Source organism: Lactiplantibacillus sp. DA1, assembly GCF_032681335.1.
Classification (GTDB): Bacteria; Bacillota; Bacilli; order Lactobacillales; family Lactobacillaceae; genus Lactiplantibacillus.
The window spans coordinates 359,212-374,309 of sequence record NZ_JAWHTQ010000002.1 but is presented as its reverse complement, the minus strand read 5'-3'; the positions used below and the strand labels follow the sequence as shown (position 1 = coordinate 374,309).

Below are 15,098 nucleotides of genomic sequence, written 5' to 3'. Positions count from 1 at the left end.
GAGCTGTTAAGAACAAATGGCATTAGATTTAAAAAAGTATGTGGCTAGTATTCCGGATTATCCCGAACCCGGAATCATTTTTCGTGATATCTCACCTTTGATGGCTGACGGGGAAGCATACCGTGAAGCGACTGATCAAATCGTACAATTTGCACGTGATAAACATGTTGATATGATTGTTGGCCCTGAAGCGCGCGGTTTTATCGTGGGTTGCCCAGTAGCTTATGAGTTAGGGGTTGGGTTTGCACCGGCTCGTAAGAAGGGTAAGTTGCCACGGGAGACCGTGAAAGCAACTTATGATTTGGAATACGGGCAGTCAGCGCTTTACTTGCATAAAGATGCAATTAAGCCTGGTCAAAATGTGCTTGTCACTGACGATTTGTTAGCGACTGGTGGCACCATCTCAGCAACGATTCAAATGGTTGAAGAATTAGGCGGAAACGTGGTTGGAACGGCTTTCTTAGTCGAACTCAAGGATTTACATGGCCGCGATAAGATTAAAGATTATGATATGTTGAGCTTGATGCAGTTTTAAGATCAATATCAAAAGCTCCGAATGACGATTTATCAGTCATTCGGAGCTTTTTTTATTTGGCTGAGGTCTGCTCTCGGCAGATCAACCAATGAACAAGAGTGATTTAAATTCGCCAAATGGTTGTGAGACTCACGTTATTCCCACTTCTCAATCAGGAGTTTAACCTGGTGTTTGTCCTTCGACTGAGGATCGGGATCATTCTTCTCAGCGTTGCTTAACAAGTTAATCAAATCTAAACGTAATTGATGTTCACCGGCGGCTGAAAGGTTTAAAATCGCGTTGCTAAAAAAAACGTTTGCTTCGTCGGGATGCTTGTGGGTCATTTGTTCTTGATAGGCCTCAGTAAAGTCATGGTTCAGTAACATGATCCACTGTAAAAGTTGCTGGACATGTGCCTGACTCCAAGTGCCAGAAATATCAGTCAAGTCAGCATTGAGACTGTCAAGAGCTGCTTGATGTTGAGGCGTCTCATGAGAAAGGTGGGCGCTGGAATAATAGTTTTCAGTTAAGTTTTTAACCTGAACTTGATTAACAATGGTTAATAAGTCAGCATCTTGCATTTTGTTGATTGTATAGTACAACTGATTGTTAGGAATTTTAGTCTGGGCTGAAATTTGTTTTGTTGTTAGACCAGTTTCTGATTTGGTGGCCTTTAAAATAGCGGCCACTTTTGGATCGGCCATTAGTTTCGCGAACTGTGCCAATGTGTTTTTGGGCATCTTTTTTCACCTCAATACTAGCTTAAACATTTGACAAATAGAAATCAAACGGTTAAATTTAATTTACCAATTAAATTTATTTTAATGATAAATAATATTAAATTGGAAGTGACGTAATGAAAAATCTAGGTCGTAATCGTGCATTTGTCACGTTAACAGTAGCTGATCTTTTTGAGACAATTGGTACCAGTTTATTTAACATTATTTTATTAACGTATGCGCGAACGTTTGCACAAGCAAGCTTGATGGTTTCGGTAGTCTCGGTGGCTACCGTATTGCCCGGAATTTTCGGTATTATTACCGGGCGATTCGCAGACTCGCAAACCAATAAGCGGGGGTGGTTAGCAGGTTTGAAATTTGTTCAAGCGGCATTATATCTCGTGTTAGCGCAACTTATTACTGAAAAACAGGTCGGGTTGCTGTTGATTATTATTGCCATCAATTTGTGTTCAGATGTGTTGGGGATGTTGAGCGGCAGTCTCCGAATGCCATTATTACAAGCTAAAGTCGCGTCTGAGTTACAAGAAGAGGCCTTAGGGATCAACCAAGGTATTGGAGTGTTAATGCAGACGATGGGCCAAGCGCTGGGTGTCAGTCTATTGGCCGCAACGGGCGATTATCGTCTCGCGGGATATTTGAATGCAATCACGTTCTTGATTGCCGGTCTTGTGCTACTGTCTGGGTATGAAACGCTAAAATTACCTTCTGCAACTGTCACCGTGACGTCGACATTCCGTCAACTGCTACGACAAGTGCGACAAGCAATGGAAGCGGGGGTGCACATGAACGTCTTGGCGCTATTGGGGAGCGTCTTGTTCTTGAATGCGGTGGGTGCAAGCGTCGATGCACTATTGAATTTATACCTGATTCACCGGGCGACGCAGTTACCACTTTCATTCGGAGTCGCAATTCTTGTGATGAATACTGCTGACGTATTTGGATCGGTTGCAGGGAATTTGTTACATACAGGCTACTTTCAGAGGTGGACGTTTCGTGGCGTCATGTTAACTACCGTCGTGGCGTTTGAGGGTTTATTTATTAATCTGTTGATTTGGCAAAACTATTGGGTAGTGGTTACGATTATGATGATTGGGGGATTTTGTATGGGACAAGCAAATCCTAAATTGATGGCGAGTTTATTGAAAGTGGCCGATCATAGTATCGTTGGGAGCTTAGGCGGCATCATAAATTCATTGGCGACGATTTCGATTCCAATCGGCAGTGTTGGATTGGTCTTGTTGGATAATATCGTGAGCCCAGAAGCGGCTTATTTGACGGCCATGGGGTTACTGTTAGTTTGTGGTGGCTGTCTGTTCATTCGCCGGTGACAAAAATTATAATTGTGTTATACAAACAATTGTCACCATACTAAAAACCGCTTGCCCAGATTACCGGCAGGCGGTTTCGTTAGTCTCAAATCAGGTTAAGCATTGTCAGTGGCCAAGTCTTCGGTGATAAAACGAACTGCGGTACCATATGCGGCAACCGATTGCATATCCTGACTAATGGAGCCGGTGTCGAACCGCATCATCACAACGGCATCCGCACCCATGGCACTGGCATTATCGCGCAACCGATTGACCGCGACATCGCGCGACTCTTCGAGCATCTTGGTGTAATCCTTGATTTCGCCGCCAACTAGGCCCTTTAAGCCCGCCCCAATGTTACGGACTAGATTTTTAGATTGAGTGGTTAGCCCAAAGACTTCACCGATAACTGCATATGGGTGCCCCGGAATATTTTCAGTGGTCGTGACCAGTAATTGTGTCATTGACTGAACCTCCTTTTAAAGATATTGTAATCATAGCATAATTCGTATTGAAATAGGCCAGCGGAGACTTTGATGAGTGGTTTGGTTTACAGGAAATGAAGGAGGCAAAATATGACAGCTTTAGAAAGCAGTTGGTTTGAAGAAGCACAGCAATCCATGCACGGCTGGGACTTTAGTCATCTGGCAGGTCGGTGGCAAACTGCGGACTTGCCGTGGGATTACGCTGCCCTAGTTCGTGAGCGTCTAAGTACCGATGATCGGTGGTTGGATATTGATACGGGCGGTGGTGAATTGATGGGGCGTTTTAATCATCAGCCAGCACTGACTGCGGTGACCGAGGGGTGGCAACCAAATGTTGAGTTGTTGAAGCAAACGGTGGCTAAAAAGGGAATTACATTATATCCAGATGCCGCCGAACAGTTGACGGCCGTGCCAAATTCAACATTTGATATTGTGACGAATAGTCATGGTGCGATGCCGGTGAAGCGAATTGCGGAAGTTTTAAAGCCGGGAGGCCGATTTGTGACTCAGCAAGTTGGTGCGACCAATAATTATGCGTTGTCACGATTCTTTGACGAGCACTATGAACCAGCATATCCTGACAATCAGTTGTTGACAGTGGTGGCTCAAATGCAGGCTGCGGGATTTGAAATTTTACGGGCTGAGCAAGCCTACGTGGCGCTGAGTTTTACGGATGTTGGTGCAATTGTCTATTATGCTACGGTGATTCCATGGGAGTTTCCACATTTTGACGTGGTACGAATGCTCCCCAAATTGCATCAGTTACAATCCTTGCTGGCCATTAATGGTCGCATCACGACATTTGAAGATCGATTTATGATTATCGCTCGTAAACTGGCTCGTTGTGATTGAGGTTGCGAGGGGGCTCATTAATTGGATTGTCACTTAACAAACGTAAGCGCTTACGAATTGTAGCTTAAACGTCGGATTTGAGTATTCAGAGCTTGTACTTAACTACGCACTGCCTATAATAGGCGTTATTCCAATCGGTTATTTCATTGGAATAACGAGTTAGGGGGGAGCGTCATGCGGATACGTCGACCGGTTCGGTTTTATCGCTCATTTTGGTTTTGGTTAAGCGTGATTTTTCTATGGGTCTCAACTGCCGGTTTTCCGAAGACTTTAGTGACAGTGGGGGATGTACTGTGCTATGGCATTTTATTTTTACTATCATGCGTGGGTATTCTTGGTTCGTTCTTTGTTTTTGGTCAAGCCGTGCGTGAGCAGAAGTAATTGGGTATCCGTTGGCAAGGGCTGACGAATATTTTTTGTGGATTAGTGGGGAATAGTATTACTTGATTGGTGTTGTTGATCATTATGATTATTTCAAGTGCGATGTTTAATACAGGCATTGATGTGAATAAATTTGAATTGGCATTCAACAATTAAAGAAGCAGCTTTAGAATATGTTACTAAACCAATAGTATAGAAACCCTCTGGGTGGTTCAAGAAAGCGTTGATATTGAGTGCTAAAATTTTGGAGCAGGTAGGAGTAGCTCAATTCTAAAACCTATTTTGTAATAGTAGTATCAATACCATTTCCAAACAGTATAGTAGGTAGCAAAACATGTTGATAATGACTTGTTTGATTTGAATTATATAAAAAACAAGAATCCCGACAAATCAATGTTTGTCGAGATTCTTGTTTTTACTGGCTGGTCTCTACTGCTTTAAATAAGGAGAGTACAGATTTTCGGTGGTCGACGTAAATTGATAATGATGGATAAATATTATGATGGAGATGCTGGTTACCTATATACGACCGTTTGCCTTACATCTCGGAGCCTAGTTCTTGATTATGATGGCGCAGACAGCAATACGCATACTGTTTATTCTAAAATTAATTATTGTCCGATATGCGGGCGGAAACTAGGTGATTAATTGATGGATCAAAAATTAGTTAGAGAGATTACCAAGCTAGTGACTGATTTGGTACGTGATGAACGTAAGCGGCAGTTTAAGAACGAACAGACGTGGCGCGTTAAGAACACTCGATTATTACTCAAGAACTACGACATTTTGAAAGAGCATTCGCGGGATATTGACACGGACATCGACCGTTATCTAAAGGATGTCTTCAATGCGGATGACTTAAAGCTGCGCAGTGTCATGGGCTATAAAGCACGTACAAATAAGATGATGGAGTATACAGATTTAATGTTACAAGCCTACAAAAACTACGCTAAGAAGCGCGACTTGCCAGTTCAACGACGGTACTTTGTGATTCAGAATATGTACATCAATCCTCAAAAATGGACGTTTATGAAAATTGCTGACTATTTTGATGTTTCGGAGAAGACTGTTAGGCGCGATCAGAAAGAGGCTATTCAAGAATTTTCGATATTCTTGTTTGGGATTGTGAGCCTGGAAGAAATGGTTAGCTAATTGTCCCATTCGTGTTCAGACAGTGTCCTTTTTTAGATGGTATATTGGTAGCGTAAATGAGTGGGTGTTTAAGAGCCATCCGCACGTTTACCTCCAAACGTTATTACAGACAGGTGTCGCCGTGGGCTAATTGGTAAGCCACAATGTGATGTAGGTTCGAGACCTACCGGCGATATTTGGAACGTCTGTAAGAGATTAATCAATTGATTTCGAACATACGTTCTGGTATGATGAACTTGTATCAAAATAATTATTAGTTAGGGATGATAGTTTGTTGAACTGTGATCCTTTTATTGTTACTTTAATATTAACTAATAATTATTTTGGAGATGTACTTAATGGATACAGTTGGTGAAAAAGAAAAAAGAGTAGCATTCTATGAATTGATTGAAGGAAAGAAAAAATTTGATCTTAAAGGATCGTTAGACGCAATCTTTAATTCTTTTAGATTGGAAAAGTATTCTCAAATTAACGAACTAACCGTCAACGATACTCGTTACTACCTTTCCGCGATTCAAAGGTTTAGTCTTGATGGTATGGTAAATTATGGAGAAGATACTGAAGAATGTTATTGCTATGCAATTAATATTGCAAATGTTGATTCATCACAACAAGTGAAGTATGGAGATTTATCAAAGATTGTTGATGAACGCTCAGAAGTCGTGAATTTAGACAATGCTGATATGACTAAAATTGGCCCACTATTTGATACACAAATTTTAATTGATCCGTTCTATTCGGTGGTTGCGGTTAGTCGGACAAACGGAGGAACAAATATGTGGGCATTAAAAAAATTTTTCCAATGTTTATTTGATGTAAAAGGTTTGCGCTTTGCATTTATACCAGATGAAAAAAGTATTAACGATATTAATGCTATGTCTGCAGTTACTTCGATTAGTTATAAAGTGTCAAAAAATACGAATGTAGTAGATCGCCGAAGAGATTCTAGACCAGAAATGGGGGATGTCAGATTAGCACATCATTTGTCGGCTAGTGAGTACTTTATTAAATTGAAATCGGCCGGAATGGATAAACCCAACTTGATCGCTAAAATTAAAAGTATTTTTCATAACGATGAGTTTGACGATGTAGAATCAATAAACATTGAAGGTATTGAAGAGGGGCAAGAAGTCTTTTATAATCTACTAAAAAACAAATTGGATTATAAAGGTAGAATTCAATTTGATCGCAGTAACGGTATAACTATTAAGGATAGTTTCAATTATCTTGACATGGCATATGATACTAAATTTGATTTTATTCAGAAAAATTTATTTGTAAGAGAGTATGGTGAAAATAATGGGGGCACGAGTTTGGAGAAATAAATTCTCTATACTTATCTTCGTGGCAACTTTTATAATATGCTGGCTTTTTAAAATTTCCCCTAGTAGTATGCCAAATTATCAAGATGCGATTTCAAATATAGTTTCTTTTTCAAGTTTGACAACTGCAATTTTTATGGCAGCACTGGTATTTGTTCCAAAACTGTCGATTGGTCTTCTTAGCACTCTAAAAACTGATAAAAAGTTTTTAGAACGAATTTTAATAGTAACTTTTCTGTATTTTATTAGCTCTATCTTGGCTTTAGTAGCAATATTGGCATTAAGTGGTAAAGATAATTCAACATTTGGAATTATCAATATCTCATTACTGTTAGCGTTCTTATCAGCTGCTATTAGTGAAAGTATCTATGTTTTCATTGTTATATTTTCGACCAAATAAATTTCCAAACTGACTCTCGCTTATTGGCGGGAGTTTTTGTATAGTTATATAGTTTGGAGGGGATGTTATTGAAAATAGAATTAGTGCACTTTACGATTGAAACTTTAAAAATTACTGCTCCATCTTTTATTGCCTGGTGGTTAGCGACTCGCACAAGCCAAAAAAATTTTGACAGTAATCGTAAAGAAATGCGTGAACAGCTAAAAATAAATCGTGACAACAATCTTGAAGTTCAAAATAAGGCCTATAAAATTCAGTACGGAATTGATCAGCTACAAAAACACGAAGTACTTGTTGAAACTATGCTTGGAAATTGGAATTTGGCTAAGGTGTATTTTGGAAGTTATCATTTTGATAAGGCTGACATGGCGGAGGTGCTTGCAGCGAAAGAAGTAATTAGCGATTTCTTTAGTACTTCACATGATTTTCTACACCATATTGGCGTTATCGCAACCATAGTGAATGCAGTAAATCCAAATGCAAACGATAAATTTAGGGAGTGTTGTACAGATTTAGAAAAAAAACTCAGAGATATGACGCCGGCGTTTAGTGCAGTTGTTCATGATACTAATCAGTTTTTTATTCAATCTGCACATCCTACTCCACAAATGACTTCTCGTTTTTTGCGTTCCATGACGGACAATGTTAGAGAATATGATCAGCAGGCAGAAGAGTTATATCGATCAATTTGGTCAATGAGAAACTTCATATTAGAAATTATTGATATTTCATTTAAAAAATTAATTTAAAAATGGACTGTGGTGGTATGTAACGGATAAACGAAAAGCAGCTGGTCAGGCTTACACGGCTGGAATGACATACAAGGATATTTCATCAGAGTATTGATGTTCAAGCCGTGAGTAATTTGACGTATATAGTTCATGAAGGTCTAGTTTTTTACTAGGCTTTTTCTTATACATGAAATTAAATACTTCCAAATCAACTCTCGCTTATTGGTGGGAGTTTTTGTATAGTTATATTAGTTTGGAGGAATTTAAATGGCACATATAAATTGGAAATCAATTGTTTGGGGATTTATGGTACTGGGAGTAGTACCTATAATCTTACTTGTTTGTATGCACTTTTTGAACTTTGGCTTTTTTGGTGATTCTAGTAATGATGGATGGCTTGGGTTTTGGGGTGGCTATTTAGGAGCCTTGCTTGGGCTATACGGCGTTCAAATGCAATTGAAGTCTGAACAAAAAACACGTTTGGATGATAACCATCCTGAGTTGTACCTATTCTTTCGAATGACGTTTGAACCTTTAGAGAAAGTGTATGTTAATTCACGTCAGCCTCCGGAGTTGTTAGGAATTATAGATCATCCAAAAGCGATGAAATTCGAATCAAAGTATTATTATCCAGATTCAAATTTCATTTCGATAATTAATTCTAATAAGAAAAATGTTTACGATGTCAGTATTTTAGTGACTAGTTTAGTTGAGGATTACAATGTTTGTAATAAATATAAGCAATCCATTGGGAATATTAATGGCAAAGAGGGTAAAGGTGATAATCCAGAATGGGATTCATTTAAAAGAGACACTAAAAATTGGACTCCTGTGTACGAAAGTATCAAGGTTTCAAATCTGAAAAGTACTGAAAATGGGCTATTATTAGTTACTTATGCCCAGTTATTTAATTATCCTAACGAGATTCAAAGTGTTGACATCATTTTTCATACAAATAGCAATGAAATTGGATTGGCAATGTTTAAATCGATAAAAGATAAAAACGGAATTCCACAATTATCCAATGTTCCAAATGTGGAATATGTCCAAGAAGGTGTAGTAACACACAACCTTAGTGAGAAAGAGAAATTGTTTAATGACAATTATAAAAATACAACCATTATGATTGTAGATGAGAACAACAAGGAAAAGTTTATTTGGGAAAAAAGCGGCAAAACAAAAAAAGATGATGATAAACAAGCAAAACATCCGATTAATCAATAGATATCAGACGAGCATTCAGTATTGGAAAGTAAGGTGTGGTGGTATGTAATGGATAAGCGGAAAGCAGCCGGTAAAGACTATGCGGCTGGTATGAAGTATAAGGACATTTCAGCTAAGTACGATGTGCCGGTTGGAACGTTGAAATCATGGCGTACGCGTGATGGTTGGAAAAAAGATGCATCCGCAAGAAAAAAGGTGCAACCAAAACGAAAAAAAGATGCACCCAAGGTTGCGCCTAAAATAGTAAATGAATTAGAGGCAAACAACGAGCTGACTGAGAAGCAGAAGTTGTTTTGCCTTTTTTATTTGCAACGTTTTAATGCAACCTGGGCGTATAAAAAAGCTTATGGTTGCAGTTACGAGGTTGCATTACGTAATGGTCCAAGAATGTTGGGAAATGCTGGAGTAAAACGCCAGCTCGCCAAGCTAAAAAAACAGCAACGTGCCGACCTGTACGTGACTGCTGATGACATTGCCCAAGAGTACGCAAAACAGGCGTTTGCAAGCCTAGGCGATGTACTAGATTATAAGGTTCACGAAGAGATGGTGCAGGACACCAACGGCAACGTGTTCCTGGATATGGACGATAACCCGGTCAAGAAGCACGTTGCCGACATCTATTTAAAACCAAGTGACCAAATTGACTGGTCGTTAGTGCAGGATATTCATCGTGGTAAAGATGGTCTGGTCGTAAAACTGTATGATAAGCAGAAAGCATTAGAGAGCTTGAGCAAAATTATGAAGGATTCAGACTTGTCTGGTACTAAGTCACACGGTGTTTCAATCAACGATAATATCGAAGGAGATGATGAAGCTGAAACGAGTGAGCCTAAAGACTAAAGTAGCAATATCTTTCTACAATCTCCACGTTGATATTAAGCATCGGCGGCATTCAAACTATTGGTTGATGGGTGGCCGTGGATCTACCAAGTCGAGTTTTGTATCGATTGAAATTGTACTTGGTATTATGAAAGACCCAGACGCTAATGCTGTTGTGTTACGGAAAGTTGCAAACACTTTGAGACGGTCAGTATTTGACCAGTATCTGTGGGCCATCGATGAGCTATGTGTGACCGATTACTGGAAAGAGTCAGTGTCGCCTTTAACGCTAACGTATCTGCCAACAGGGCAACAAATTCGCTTCCTAGGAGCCGATAAGCCACGAAAGATTAAGTCACAGAAATTTAGACGTGGTTACACAAAGTTTAAACATTTTGAAGAAACTGATGAGTTTGATAATTGGCGTGATGTTCGAAATATTAATCAATCATTGAATCGCGGTGGGAGCGATATTATTACGTTCTATAGCTACAATCCGCCTGCAAGTCAGAACAGTTGGGTTAACTTGACTACAAGTCAAGAAGGCTTACGCGACGATACACTGGTGCATAAATCCGATTATCTGAGTGTTCCAAAAGAATGGCTAGGTAAGGAATTTATTGCAGATGCCGAACAGTTGAAGAAGGATAACCCGAAAGCGTACGCCCATGAGTATTTAGGTGAGATTACCGGGACTGGCGCAGAAGTATTCAACAACATCATCAAGCGGCGCATTACGGAACGGGAATTACAAACATTTGATAATCCAAGACGAGGACTTGATTTCGGCTTTGCCAGTGATCCGTTGGCATACGAACAGGTCTTTTTTGATGTCGCACGGCACCGGCTATATATCTATGCTGAAGTCTATAAGGTGGGATTAAAGAATCGCAATGCTGTTGATTTAATCCGGCCTTATGATCCTGAGAACAAGCAAATTGTTGGCGATTCGGCTTCACCAGGTACGATTGCTGAGCTTCGAGATATGGGGCTGCCGGTAGTGGGAGCCATTAAAGGACCGGGAAGTCGTGACCAGGGATTCAAGTGGCTACAGGACTTACGTGAAATAATCATTGACCCGGAGCGCTGTCCTAATGCTGCCCGTGAGTTCACAGCCTATGAGTTAGAACGCGATAAGTATGGTGAATTAAAAGCAGAATACCCCGATGGTAACGACCACAGTATTGATGCTGTTCGGTATGCCATTGAGTCAATCATGCGGAAAGGAGGTTTCAAGCCTTGGAAACAAAAGCGATGATCCAATTGTTAAAGAATACCGACGGGCGACGAACTCGGTTTAACCGTCACTACAGTACAGCCTTGCGCTACTACCACAATGAAAACGATATTACATTGCGGAATGATGGTGAGTCCAAGACTAAAGAAGAAGGCAAGGAAGCCGAAGATGGTCCACTGCGTCATGCTGATAACCGGGTTAGTAGTAATTATGCTCAGCTATTGATTGACCAAGAAGCGGGGTATCTTGCAACGGTGCCACCAGCTATCGATGTGGAAGATGATAGGCTTAACGATAAGATCAAAAACACGTTGAGTGACAACTTTAACCTGCGTCTGAATCAGTTAGTAGTTGATGCTAGTAATGCTGGTGTTGGTTGGCTTCATTATTGGATTGATGATGACAAGCAGTTCCGTTATGGTATTGTGCCGCCTGATCAGGTCACTCCCATTTATAGCAGTGACCTCGACCGTAAATTACTGGCTGTGCGTCGTAGCTACAAAGAGCTGGACCCAGATACCGGTAAGCAATTCAATGTTCACGAATATTGGACGGCTAAAGATGTAACAGTGTTTAAGTCCAAGCTGCCAGACTATAGTGATCTGGAAACAATTGACGACCGATTCCCAACTTATGATATATCAACTGGTGATGAAGTGAGTGCTGGTGCCGTATTTGACCATGGGTTCGGCCGGGTACCCTTTATTGCCTTCTCTAAAAACAAGGACGAACGTCCAGAGCTGTTGAAAGTCAAGGGATTCATTGATGTGTTCGATAACGTGTACAACGGTTTTGTCAATGATATCAACGATGTGCAACAGGTTATCTTAGTGCTTACCAATTATGGTGACACCGACTTGTCAGAGTTCATGAAAACCTTAAAGCAGGACAAAGCGATTAAGATGGATAACCTTGGGCCCAGTGATAAGTCTGGCGTTGATAAGTTGACGATTGATATTCCAGTTGAGGCGCGGGATAACGTGTTAAATCGTACTGACAGCAAGATATTCGTAGATGGGCAGGGTATTAATCCAACGGATTTCAAAGCGATTGGGAATGCTTCTGGAACGGCTATTCGTGCATTATATGGGCATCTTGAACTTAAAGCGTCTAACACTGAAGCTTATTTCCGGGATGCGCTTAACGAGCTTGTGCGGGCTATTATGGGCTGGTTAGGTGTTAGTGATGCTGACAGTCGCCCAATTAGTCAGACGTGGACTCGCACAGCTATTCAGAATAGCTTGGAGCAAGCCCAGGTTGTGGCGCAGGTCGCCCAGTATTCTAGTGATGAGGCCGTTGCTAAGGCCAACCCAATTGTTGATGACTGGCAAGAAGAGTTGAAGAACCGGCAAGATGATATTGTGGCGCAAGACGGCTACGGTAATCCAGATGCTGACGACCAGCTAGGCGGTGAGGACGATGACCAAGCTTAGTTATTGGGAGAAGCGTCATTTGCGCGCTAAGCAGCGAGCAATCAAGAATGCACAAGCTTATGAGAAGGCACTGCAACCCGGATTGAATGGTGCCTACCGTGAGATCGCCAAGGAAGCCAGCTCATGGGTTGATAAATATGCCGCCAATGAGGGGTTAAGTTCTGATCAAGCCATTAAGGCATTGGACGGCATCAAGACCAAACATTGGCAGAATACGCTAGCGCAGTTCGAAACTAAAGCCAAGGCTGGAGGGTATGAACAGGAGTTAAACAGTGAATATTATAAGAGCCGTTTAGCGCGTCTGTCAGCGCTTGAAGACCAAATGCGTAAACTTACCCGTGAGCTAGCCAAGAAACATGCCAGCAGTATGGAAACAGCGTTGACGAAGCAATATGAAGACACCTATATGCGGACTACGTTTAATGTTCAGCAACAGCGTGGCGCGTTTACTTCGGATTTCGCTCATTTCAATGAGGACCAGCTTCAAACGGTGGTATCTCGACCATGGGCTAAAGATGGCAAGGACTTCTCACAACGGATTTGGAGGAACTATCAGCAAGAACTGCCTAGTTATTTAATGGATTCGTTGTTTCGTGCAACTGTTATGGGATGGGGCGTTGATAAAGTTGCCCAACGAATGCACGCCCAGTTCCAAGATGTGAAGCGAAATCAGATTCATAACCTTGTACAGTCTGAATTAGGCCACGTTCAAGAAGAGGCTACGGCTAAGAGCTACGAAGAAAGCGGTATTGATGCTTACGAATACATGGCAACGCTTGAAAGTCATACTTGTGACGTATGCGCTAAGTTAGACGGTCAACATTTTGCGATGAAAGACCGGCGAGTGGGCATTAATTATCCCTTGATTCACGCTCGCTGTCGATGTACTACGGTGCCGTGGCTTGCAGATCTACCCGATGTTGGTGAACGCTGGATGCGTGACCCGGAGACTGGAAAGGGTAAATTAATCAAGAATGTTACCTATGCTGATTGGAAAGATTACACTAATAATGATTATCTTAAATCAAGACCATATATTAATAACGCTGGAGTTGTAACTGATGTACAGGTTCCAAATAACATAATGCGTCGTACCATGCAAAAAGCTGAAGAAGTAATTGAAAACAACAAGTTTTTGAGATTGAGATTTAATGATCAGAAATTAAACATTCAGTTTGATGACTCATTATTTATTCAACATCCTGATGCGGCCGGCGTGACTCCTTCTAATCTAGATAAAACAATTAAATTAAATCCGGCAATTCATAAATCTAAAGAGTCCATTCGTAATTATGTCAAACGAAATGATGGGCAATTTGTTAGCGTTAAAGCCAGTCAGATGGATTCGTATCCGGTTGTTCATGAATTGGGTCATGTTTTGCACAATGAGCTGTGGGACGAGTATAAAATGAACAATCCGGATTCAAATTTAAAAAAGAAGGAATTTATTGCTGATCAGATAAGAAGCATTTATAATATATATGAAAAGGAATACGGTACTAAAGTAACCCCATCTAAGTTGCCATCCAAATATTCGATAGTGAATAATAATGAACTTTTTGCTGAACTGTTTACTGAATCTCAGATTGGTTATGGATCAAATAGATGGAATCAAGTAATGAAAAAGTATTTAAGGAAGGTGAATAGATAATGATTGTTCCAGATTTTGTAAATCATCCAGAATGGTACGTTTGGTCAAAGGATACTGACAAATTATCTCTGATTGATAATGCTCCTGAAGAAGCTAAAAAATCCTATCAAGATTATCTGGATTTCCTTAAGTATGAAGAAGACAATAATTTAGACTTTTAGCACCCAGCGGATAGGCGTTGAGTGCTATTTTTATGTTTAAATTGTCCCGAACAAGACGTAAAAAGGTTCTTTTATTTTGCCTTGAATTGCGGTCGCACCGCGTAATAAAAGCGTGAAAGGATTGATATTGATGAAACGTGAAGCATTAACAAAAATGGGACTTACCGAAGAACAGATTAACTCAATTATGGAAACGAACGGCCATGATATCGAGAATGCCAAGAAGTCGGTCGGTGATGTTGAAGCCATTAAGACTGAAAATGAAACCTTGAAGGGCAACGTTGCTGCTCGTGATAAGGATTTGAAGGCCTTAAAAAAGCAACTTGGTGATAACGAGGAGTTAACTAAGCAAGTCACTGACTTACAAGCCAAATATGATGAGGACACTAAGTCATTGACAGCTCAACTTAACCAAACCAAGCTGAACGGCGCACTGAATACGGCGCTGACTGGTGCTAAGGTACGCAACCCTAAAGCTATCAAGGGATTGCTTGATATGGATAAGGTCAAGTTAACCGATGATGGCCAGCTTGAAGGTGTCGACGATCAGTTAGCAGCGCTTAAAAAGTCCGATGGCTATTTGTTCGACGAAGGTAAGCAGGGACATTACGAACCAAACGGCGGGAGTGGGCCACAAGACCCAGATCCCGCCCAAGCAATGATTGACGCATTTAAATCTTAGGAGGAAT

General features: G+C 40.7%; 17 protein-coding genes. 15 read left to right on the top strand and 2 right to left on the bottom strand.

Annotated elements, in window-relative coordinates:
* The first annotated feature begins 16 nt into the window (after positions 1 to 16).
* Complete coding sequence (locus RXV91_RS04415; RefSeq protein WP_021732043.1) at positions 17 to 535, top strand: adenine phosphoribosyltransferase; 519 nt, start codon at positions 17 to 19, stop codon at positions 533 to 535.
* Between the two features lie 134 nt (positions 536 to 669).
* Here the strand turns inward: RXV91_RS04415 and RXV91_RS04410 are convergent, their stop codons facing one another.
* Entirely contained in the window at positions 670 to 1,254 is a 585-nt protein-coding gene (locus RXV91_RS04410) for a helix-turn-helix domain-containing protein (protein WP_316438813.1), read from the bottom strand.
* Positions 1,255 to 1,370: 116 nt separating this feature from the next.
* Between RXV91_RS04410 and RXV91_RS04405 the strand changes: the two genes are divergently transcribed.
* Entirely contained in the window at positions 1,371 to 2,582 is a 1,212-nt protein-coding gene (locus RXV91_RS04405; protein WP_316438812.1) for an MFS transporter, read from the top strand.
* Positions 2,583 to 2,677: 95 nt separating this feature from the next.
* On the opposite strand, the gene RXV91_RS04400 is transcribed toward RXV91_RS04405, so the two are convergent.
* Positions 2,678 to 3,025: a heavy metal-binding domain-containing protein gene (locus RXV91_RS04400; protein ID WP_316438811.1), complete on the bottom strand. Its 348-nt coding sequence runs from the start codon at positions 3,023 to 3,025 to the stop codon at positions 2,678 to 2,680.
* A gap of 111 nt (positions 3,026 to 3,136) precedes the next feature.
* On the opposite strand from RXV91_RS04400, the gene RXV91_RS04395 reads away from it, so the two are divergent.
* From RXV91_RS04395 to RXV91_RS04335, 13 genes are all read left to right on the top strand, one after another.
* A complete protein-coding gene (locus RXV91_RS04395) occupies positions 3,137 to 3,898 on the top strand; it encodes an SAM-dependent methyltransferase (protein ID WP_316438810.1) in 762 nt (253 codons plus the stop codon).
* Positions 3,899 to 4,072: 174 nt separating this feature from the next.
* Positions 4,073 to 4,279, top strand: a complete 207-nt coding sequence (locus RXV91_RS04390) for a hypothetical protein (RefSeq protein WP_316438809.1) — start codon at positions 4,073 to 4,075, stop codon at positions 4,277 to 4,279.
* Positions 4,280 to 4,930: 651 nt separating this feature from the next.
* Positions 4,931 to 5,431 carry a hypothetical protein gene (locus RXV91_RS04385; protein ID WP_316438808.1) on the top strand — a complete coding sequence of 167 codons (501 nt, stop codon included), beginning with the start codon at positions 4,931 to 4,933 and terminating at the stop codon, positions 5,429 to 5,431.
* A 338-nt stretch (positions 5,432 to 5,769) separates the two neighbouring features.
* Positions 5,770 to 6,756: a hypothetical protein gene (locus RXV91_RS04380; protein WP_301700102.1), complete on the top strand. Its 987-nt coding sequence runs from the start codon at positions 5,770 to 5,772 to the stop codon at positions 6,754 to 6,756.
* A 67-nt stretch (positions 6,757 to 6,823) separates the two neighbouring features.
* On the top strand, positions 6,824 to 7,153 hold the full coding sequence (locus RXV91_RS04375) for a hypothetical protein (RefSeq protein ID WP_128484719.1): 330 nt from the start codon (positions 6,824 to 6,826) through the stop codon (positions 7,151 to 7,153).
* A 68-nt stretch (positions 7,154 to 7,221) separates the two neighbouring features.
* Positions 7,222 to 7,902, top strand: coding sequence for a hypothetical protein (locus RXV91_RS04370; RefSeq protein ID WP_301700101.1), 681 nt, complete (start codon positions 7,222 to 7,224; stop codon positions 7,900 to 7,902).
* A 249-nt stretch (positions 7,903 to 8,151) separates the two neighbouring features.
* Complete coding sequence (locus tag RXV91_RS04365; protein ID WP_316438807.1) at positions 8,152 to 9,108, top strand: hypothetical protein; 957 nt, start codon at positions 8,152 to 8,154, stop codon at positions 9,106 to 9,108.
* Between the two features lie 48 nt (positions 9,109 to 9,156).
* The gene (locus RXV91_RS04360) at positions 9,157 to 9,948 is read left to right on the top strand and encodes a terminase small subunit (RefSeq protein ID WP_301700099.1); all 792 of its coding nucleotides are present in this window, start codon (positions 9,157 to 9,159) and stop codon (positions 9,946 to 9,948) included.
* Positions 9,914 to 11,185, top strand: coding sequence for a PBSX family phage terminase large subunit (locus RXV91_RS04355; protein ID WP_301700098.1), 1,272 nt, complete (start codon positions 9,914 to 9,916; stop codon positions 11,183 to 11,185). The genes RXV91_RS04360 and RXV91_RS04355 overlap by 35 nt, the downstream gene beginning before the upstream one ends.
* Positions 11,167 to 12,597: a phage portal protein gene (locus RXV91_RS04350; RefSeq protein ID WP_316438806.1), complete on the top strand. Its 1,431-nt coding sequence runs from the start codon at positions 11,167 to 11,169 to the stop codon at positions 12,595 to 12,597. The genes RXV91_RS04355 and RXV91_RS04350 overlap by 19 nt, the downstream gene beginning before the upstream one ends.
* Entirely contained in the window at positions 12,584 to 14,248 is a 1,665-nt protein-coding gene (locus tag RXV91_RS04345; protein WP_316438805.1) for a minor capsid protein, read from the top strand. Before RXV91_RS04350 ends, RXV91_RS04345 begins: the two co-directional genes overlap by 14 nt.
* Positions 14,248 to 14,409, top strand: coding sequence for a hypothetical protein (locus tag RXV91_RS04340; protein ID WP_214417737.1), 162 nt, complete (start codon positions 14,248 to 14,250; stop codon positions 14,407 to 14,409). The genes RXV91_RS04345 and RXV91_RS04340 overlap by 1 nt, the downstream gene beginning before the upstream one ends.
* 130 nt (positions 14,410 to 14,539) lie before the next feature.
* On the top strand, positions 14,540 to 15,091 hold the full coding sequence (locus tag RXV91_RS04335) for a phage scaffolding protein (protein WP_301700095.1): 552 nt from the start codon (positions 14,540 to 14,542) through the stop codon (positions 15,089 to 15,091).
* Positions 15,092 to 15,098 lie beyond the last annotated feature (7 nt).

Bases quoted from the DNA above. Each gene is read 5' to 3' on its own strand.
- RXV91_RS04415 (WP_021732043.1), top strand. From the start codon at position 17: ATGGCATTAGATTTAAAAAAGTATGTGGCTAGTATTCCGGATTATCCC.
- RXV91_RS04410 (WP_316438813.1), bottom strand. From the start codon at position 1,254: ATGCCCAAAAACACATTGGCACAGTTCGCGAAACTAATGGCCGATCCA.
- RXV91_RS04405 (WP_316438812.1), top strand. From the start codon at position 1,371: ATGAAAAATCTAGGTCGTAATCGTGCATTTGTCACGTTAACAGTAGCT.
- RXV91_RS04400 (WP_316438811.1), bottom strand. From the start codon at position 3,025: ATGACACAATTACTGGTCACGACCACTGAAAATATTCCGGGGCACCCA.
- RXV91_RS04395 (WP_316438810.1), top strand. From the start codon at position 3,137: ATGACAGCTTTAGAAAGCAGTTGGTTTGAAGAAGCACAGCAATCCATG.
- RXV91_RS04390 (WP_316438809.1), top strand. From the start codon at position 4,073: ATGCGGATACGTCGACCGGTTCGGTTTTATCGCTCATTTTGGTTTTGG.
- RXV91_RS04385 (WP_316438808.1), top strand. From the start codon at position 4,931: ATGGATCAAAAATTAGTTAGAGAGATTACCAAGCTAGTGACTGATTTG.
- RXV91_RS04380 (WP_301700102.1), top strand. From the start codon at position 5,770: ATGGATACAGTTGGTGAAAAAGAAAAAAGAGTAGCATTCTATGAATTG.
- RXV91_RS04375 (WP_128484719.1), top strand. From the start codon at position 6,824: ATGCCAAATTATCAAGATGCGATTTCAAATATAGTTTCTTTTTCAAGT.
- RXV91_RS04365 (WP_316438807.1), top strand. From the start codon at position 8,152: ATGGCACATATAAATTGGAAATCAATTGTTTGGGGATTTATGGTACTG.
- RXV91_RS04360 (WP_301700099.1), top strand. From the start codon at position 9,157: ATGGATAAGCGGAAAGCAGCCGGTAAAGACTATGCGGCTGGTATGAAG.
- RXV91_RS04355 (WP_301700098.1), top strand. From the start codon at position 9,914: ATGATGAAGCTGAAACGAGTGAGCCTAAAGACTAAAGTAGCAATATCT.
- RXV91_RS04345 (WP_316438805.1), top strand. From the start codon at position 12,584: ATGACCAAGCTTAGTTATTGGGAGAAGCGTCATTTGCGCGCTAAGCAG.
- RXV91_RS04340 (WP_214417737.1), top strand. From the start codon at position 14,248: ATGATTGTTCCAGATTTTGTAAATCATCCAGAATGGTACGTTTGGTCA.
- RXV91_RS04335 (WP_301700095.1), top strand. From the start codon at position 14,540: ATGAAACGTGAAGCATTAACAAAAATGGGACTTACCGAAGAACAGATT.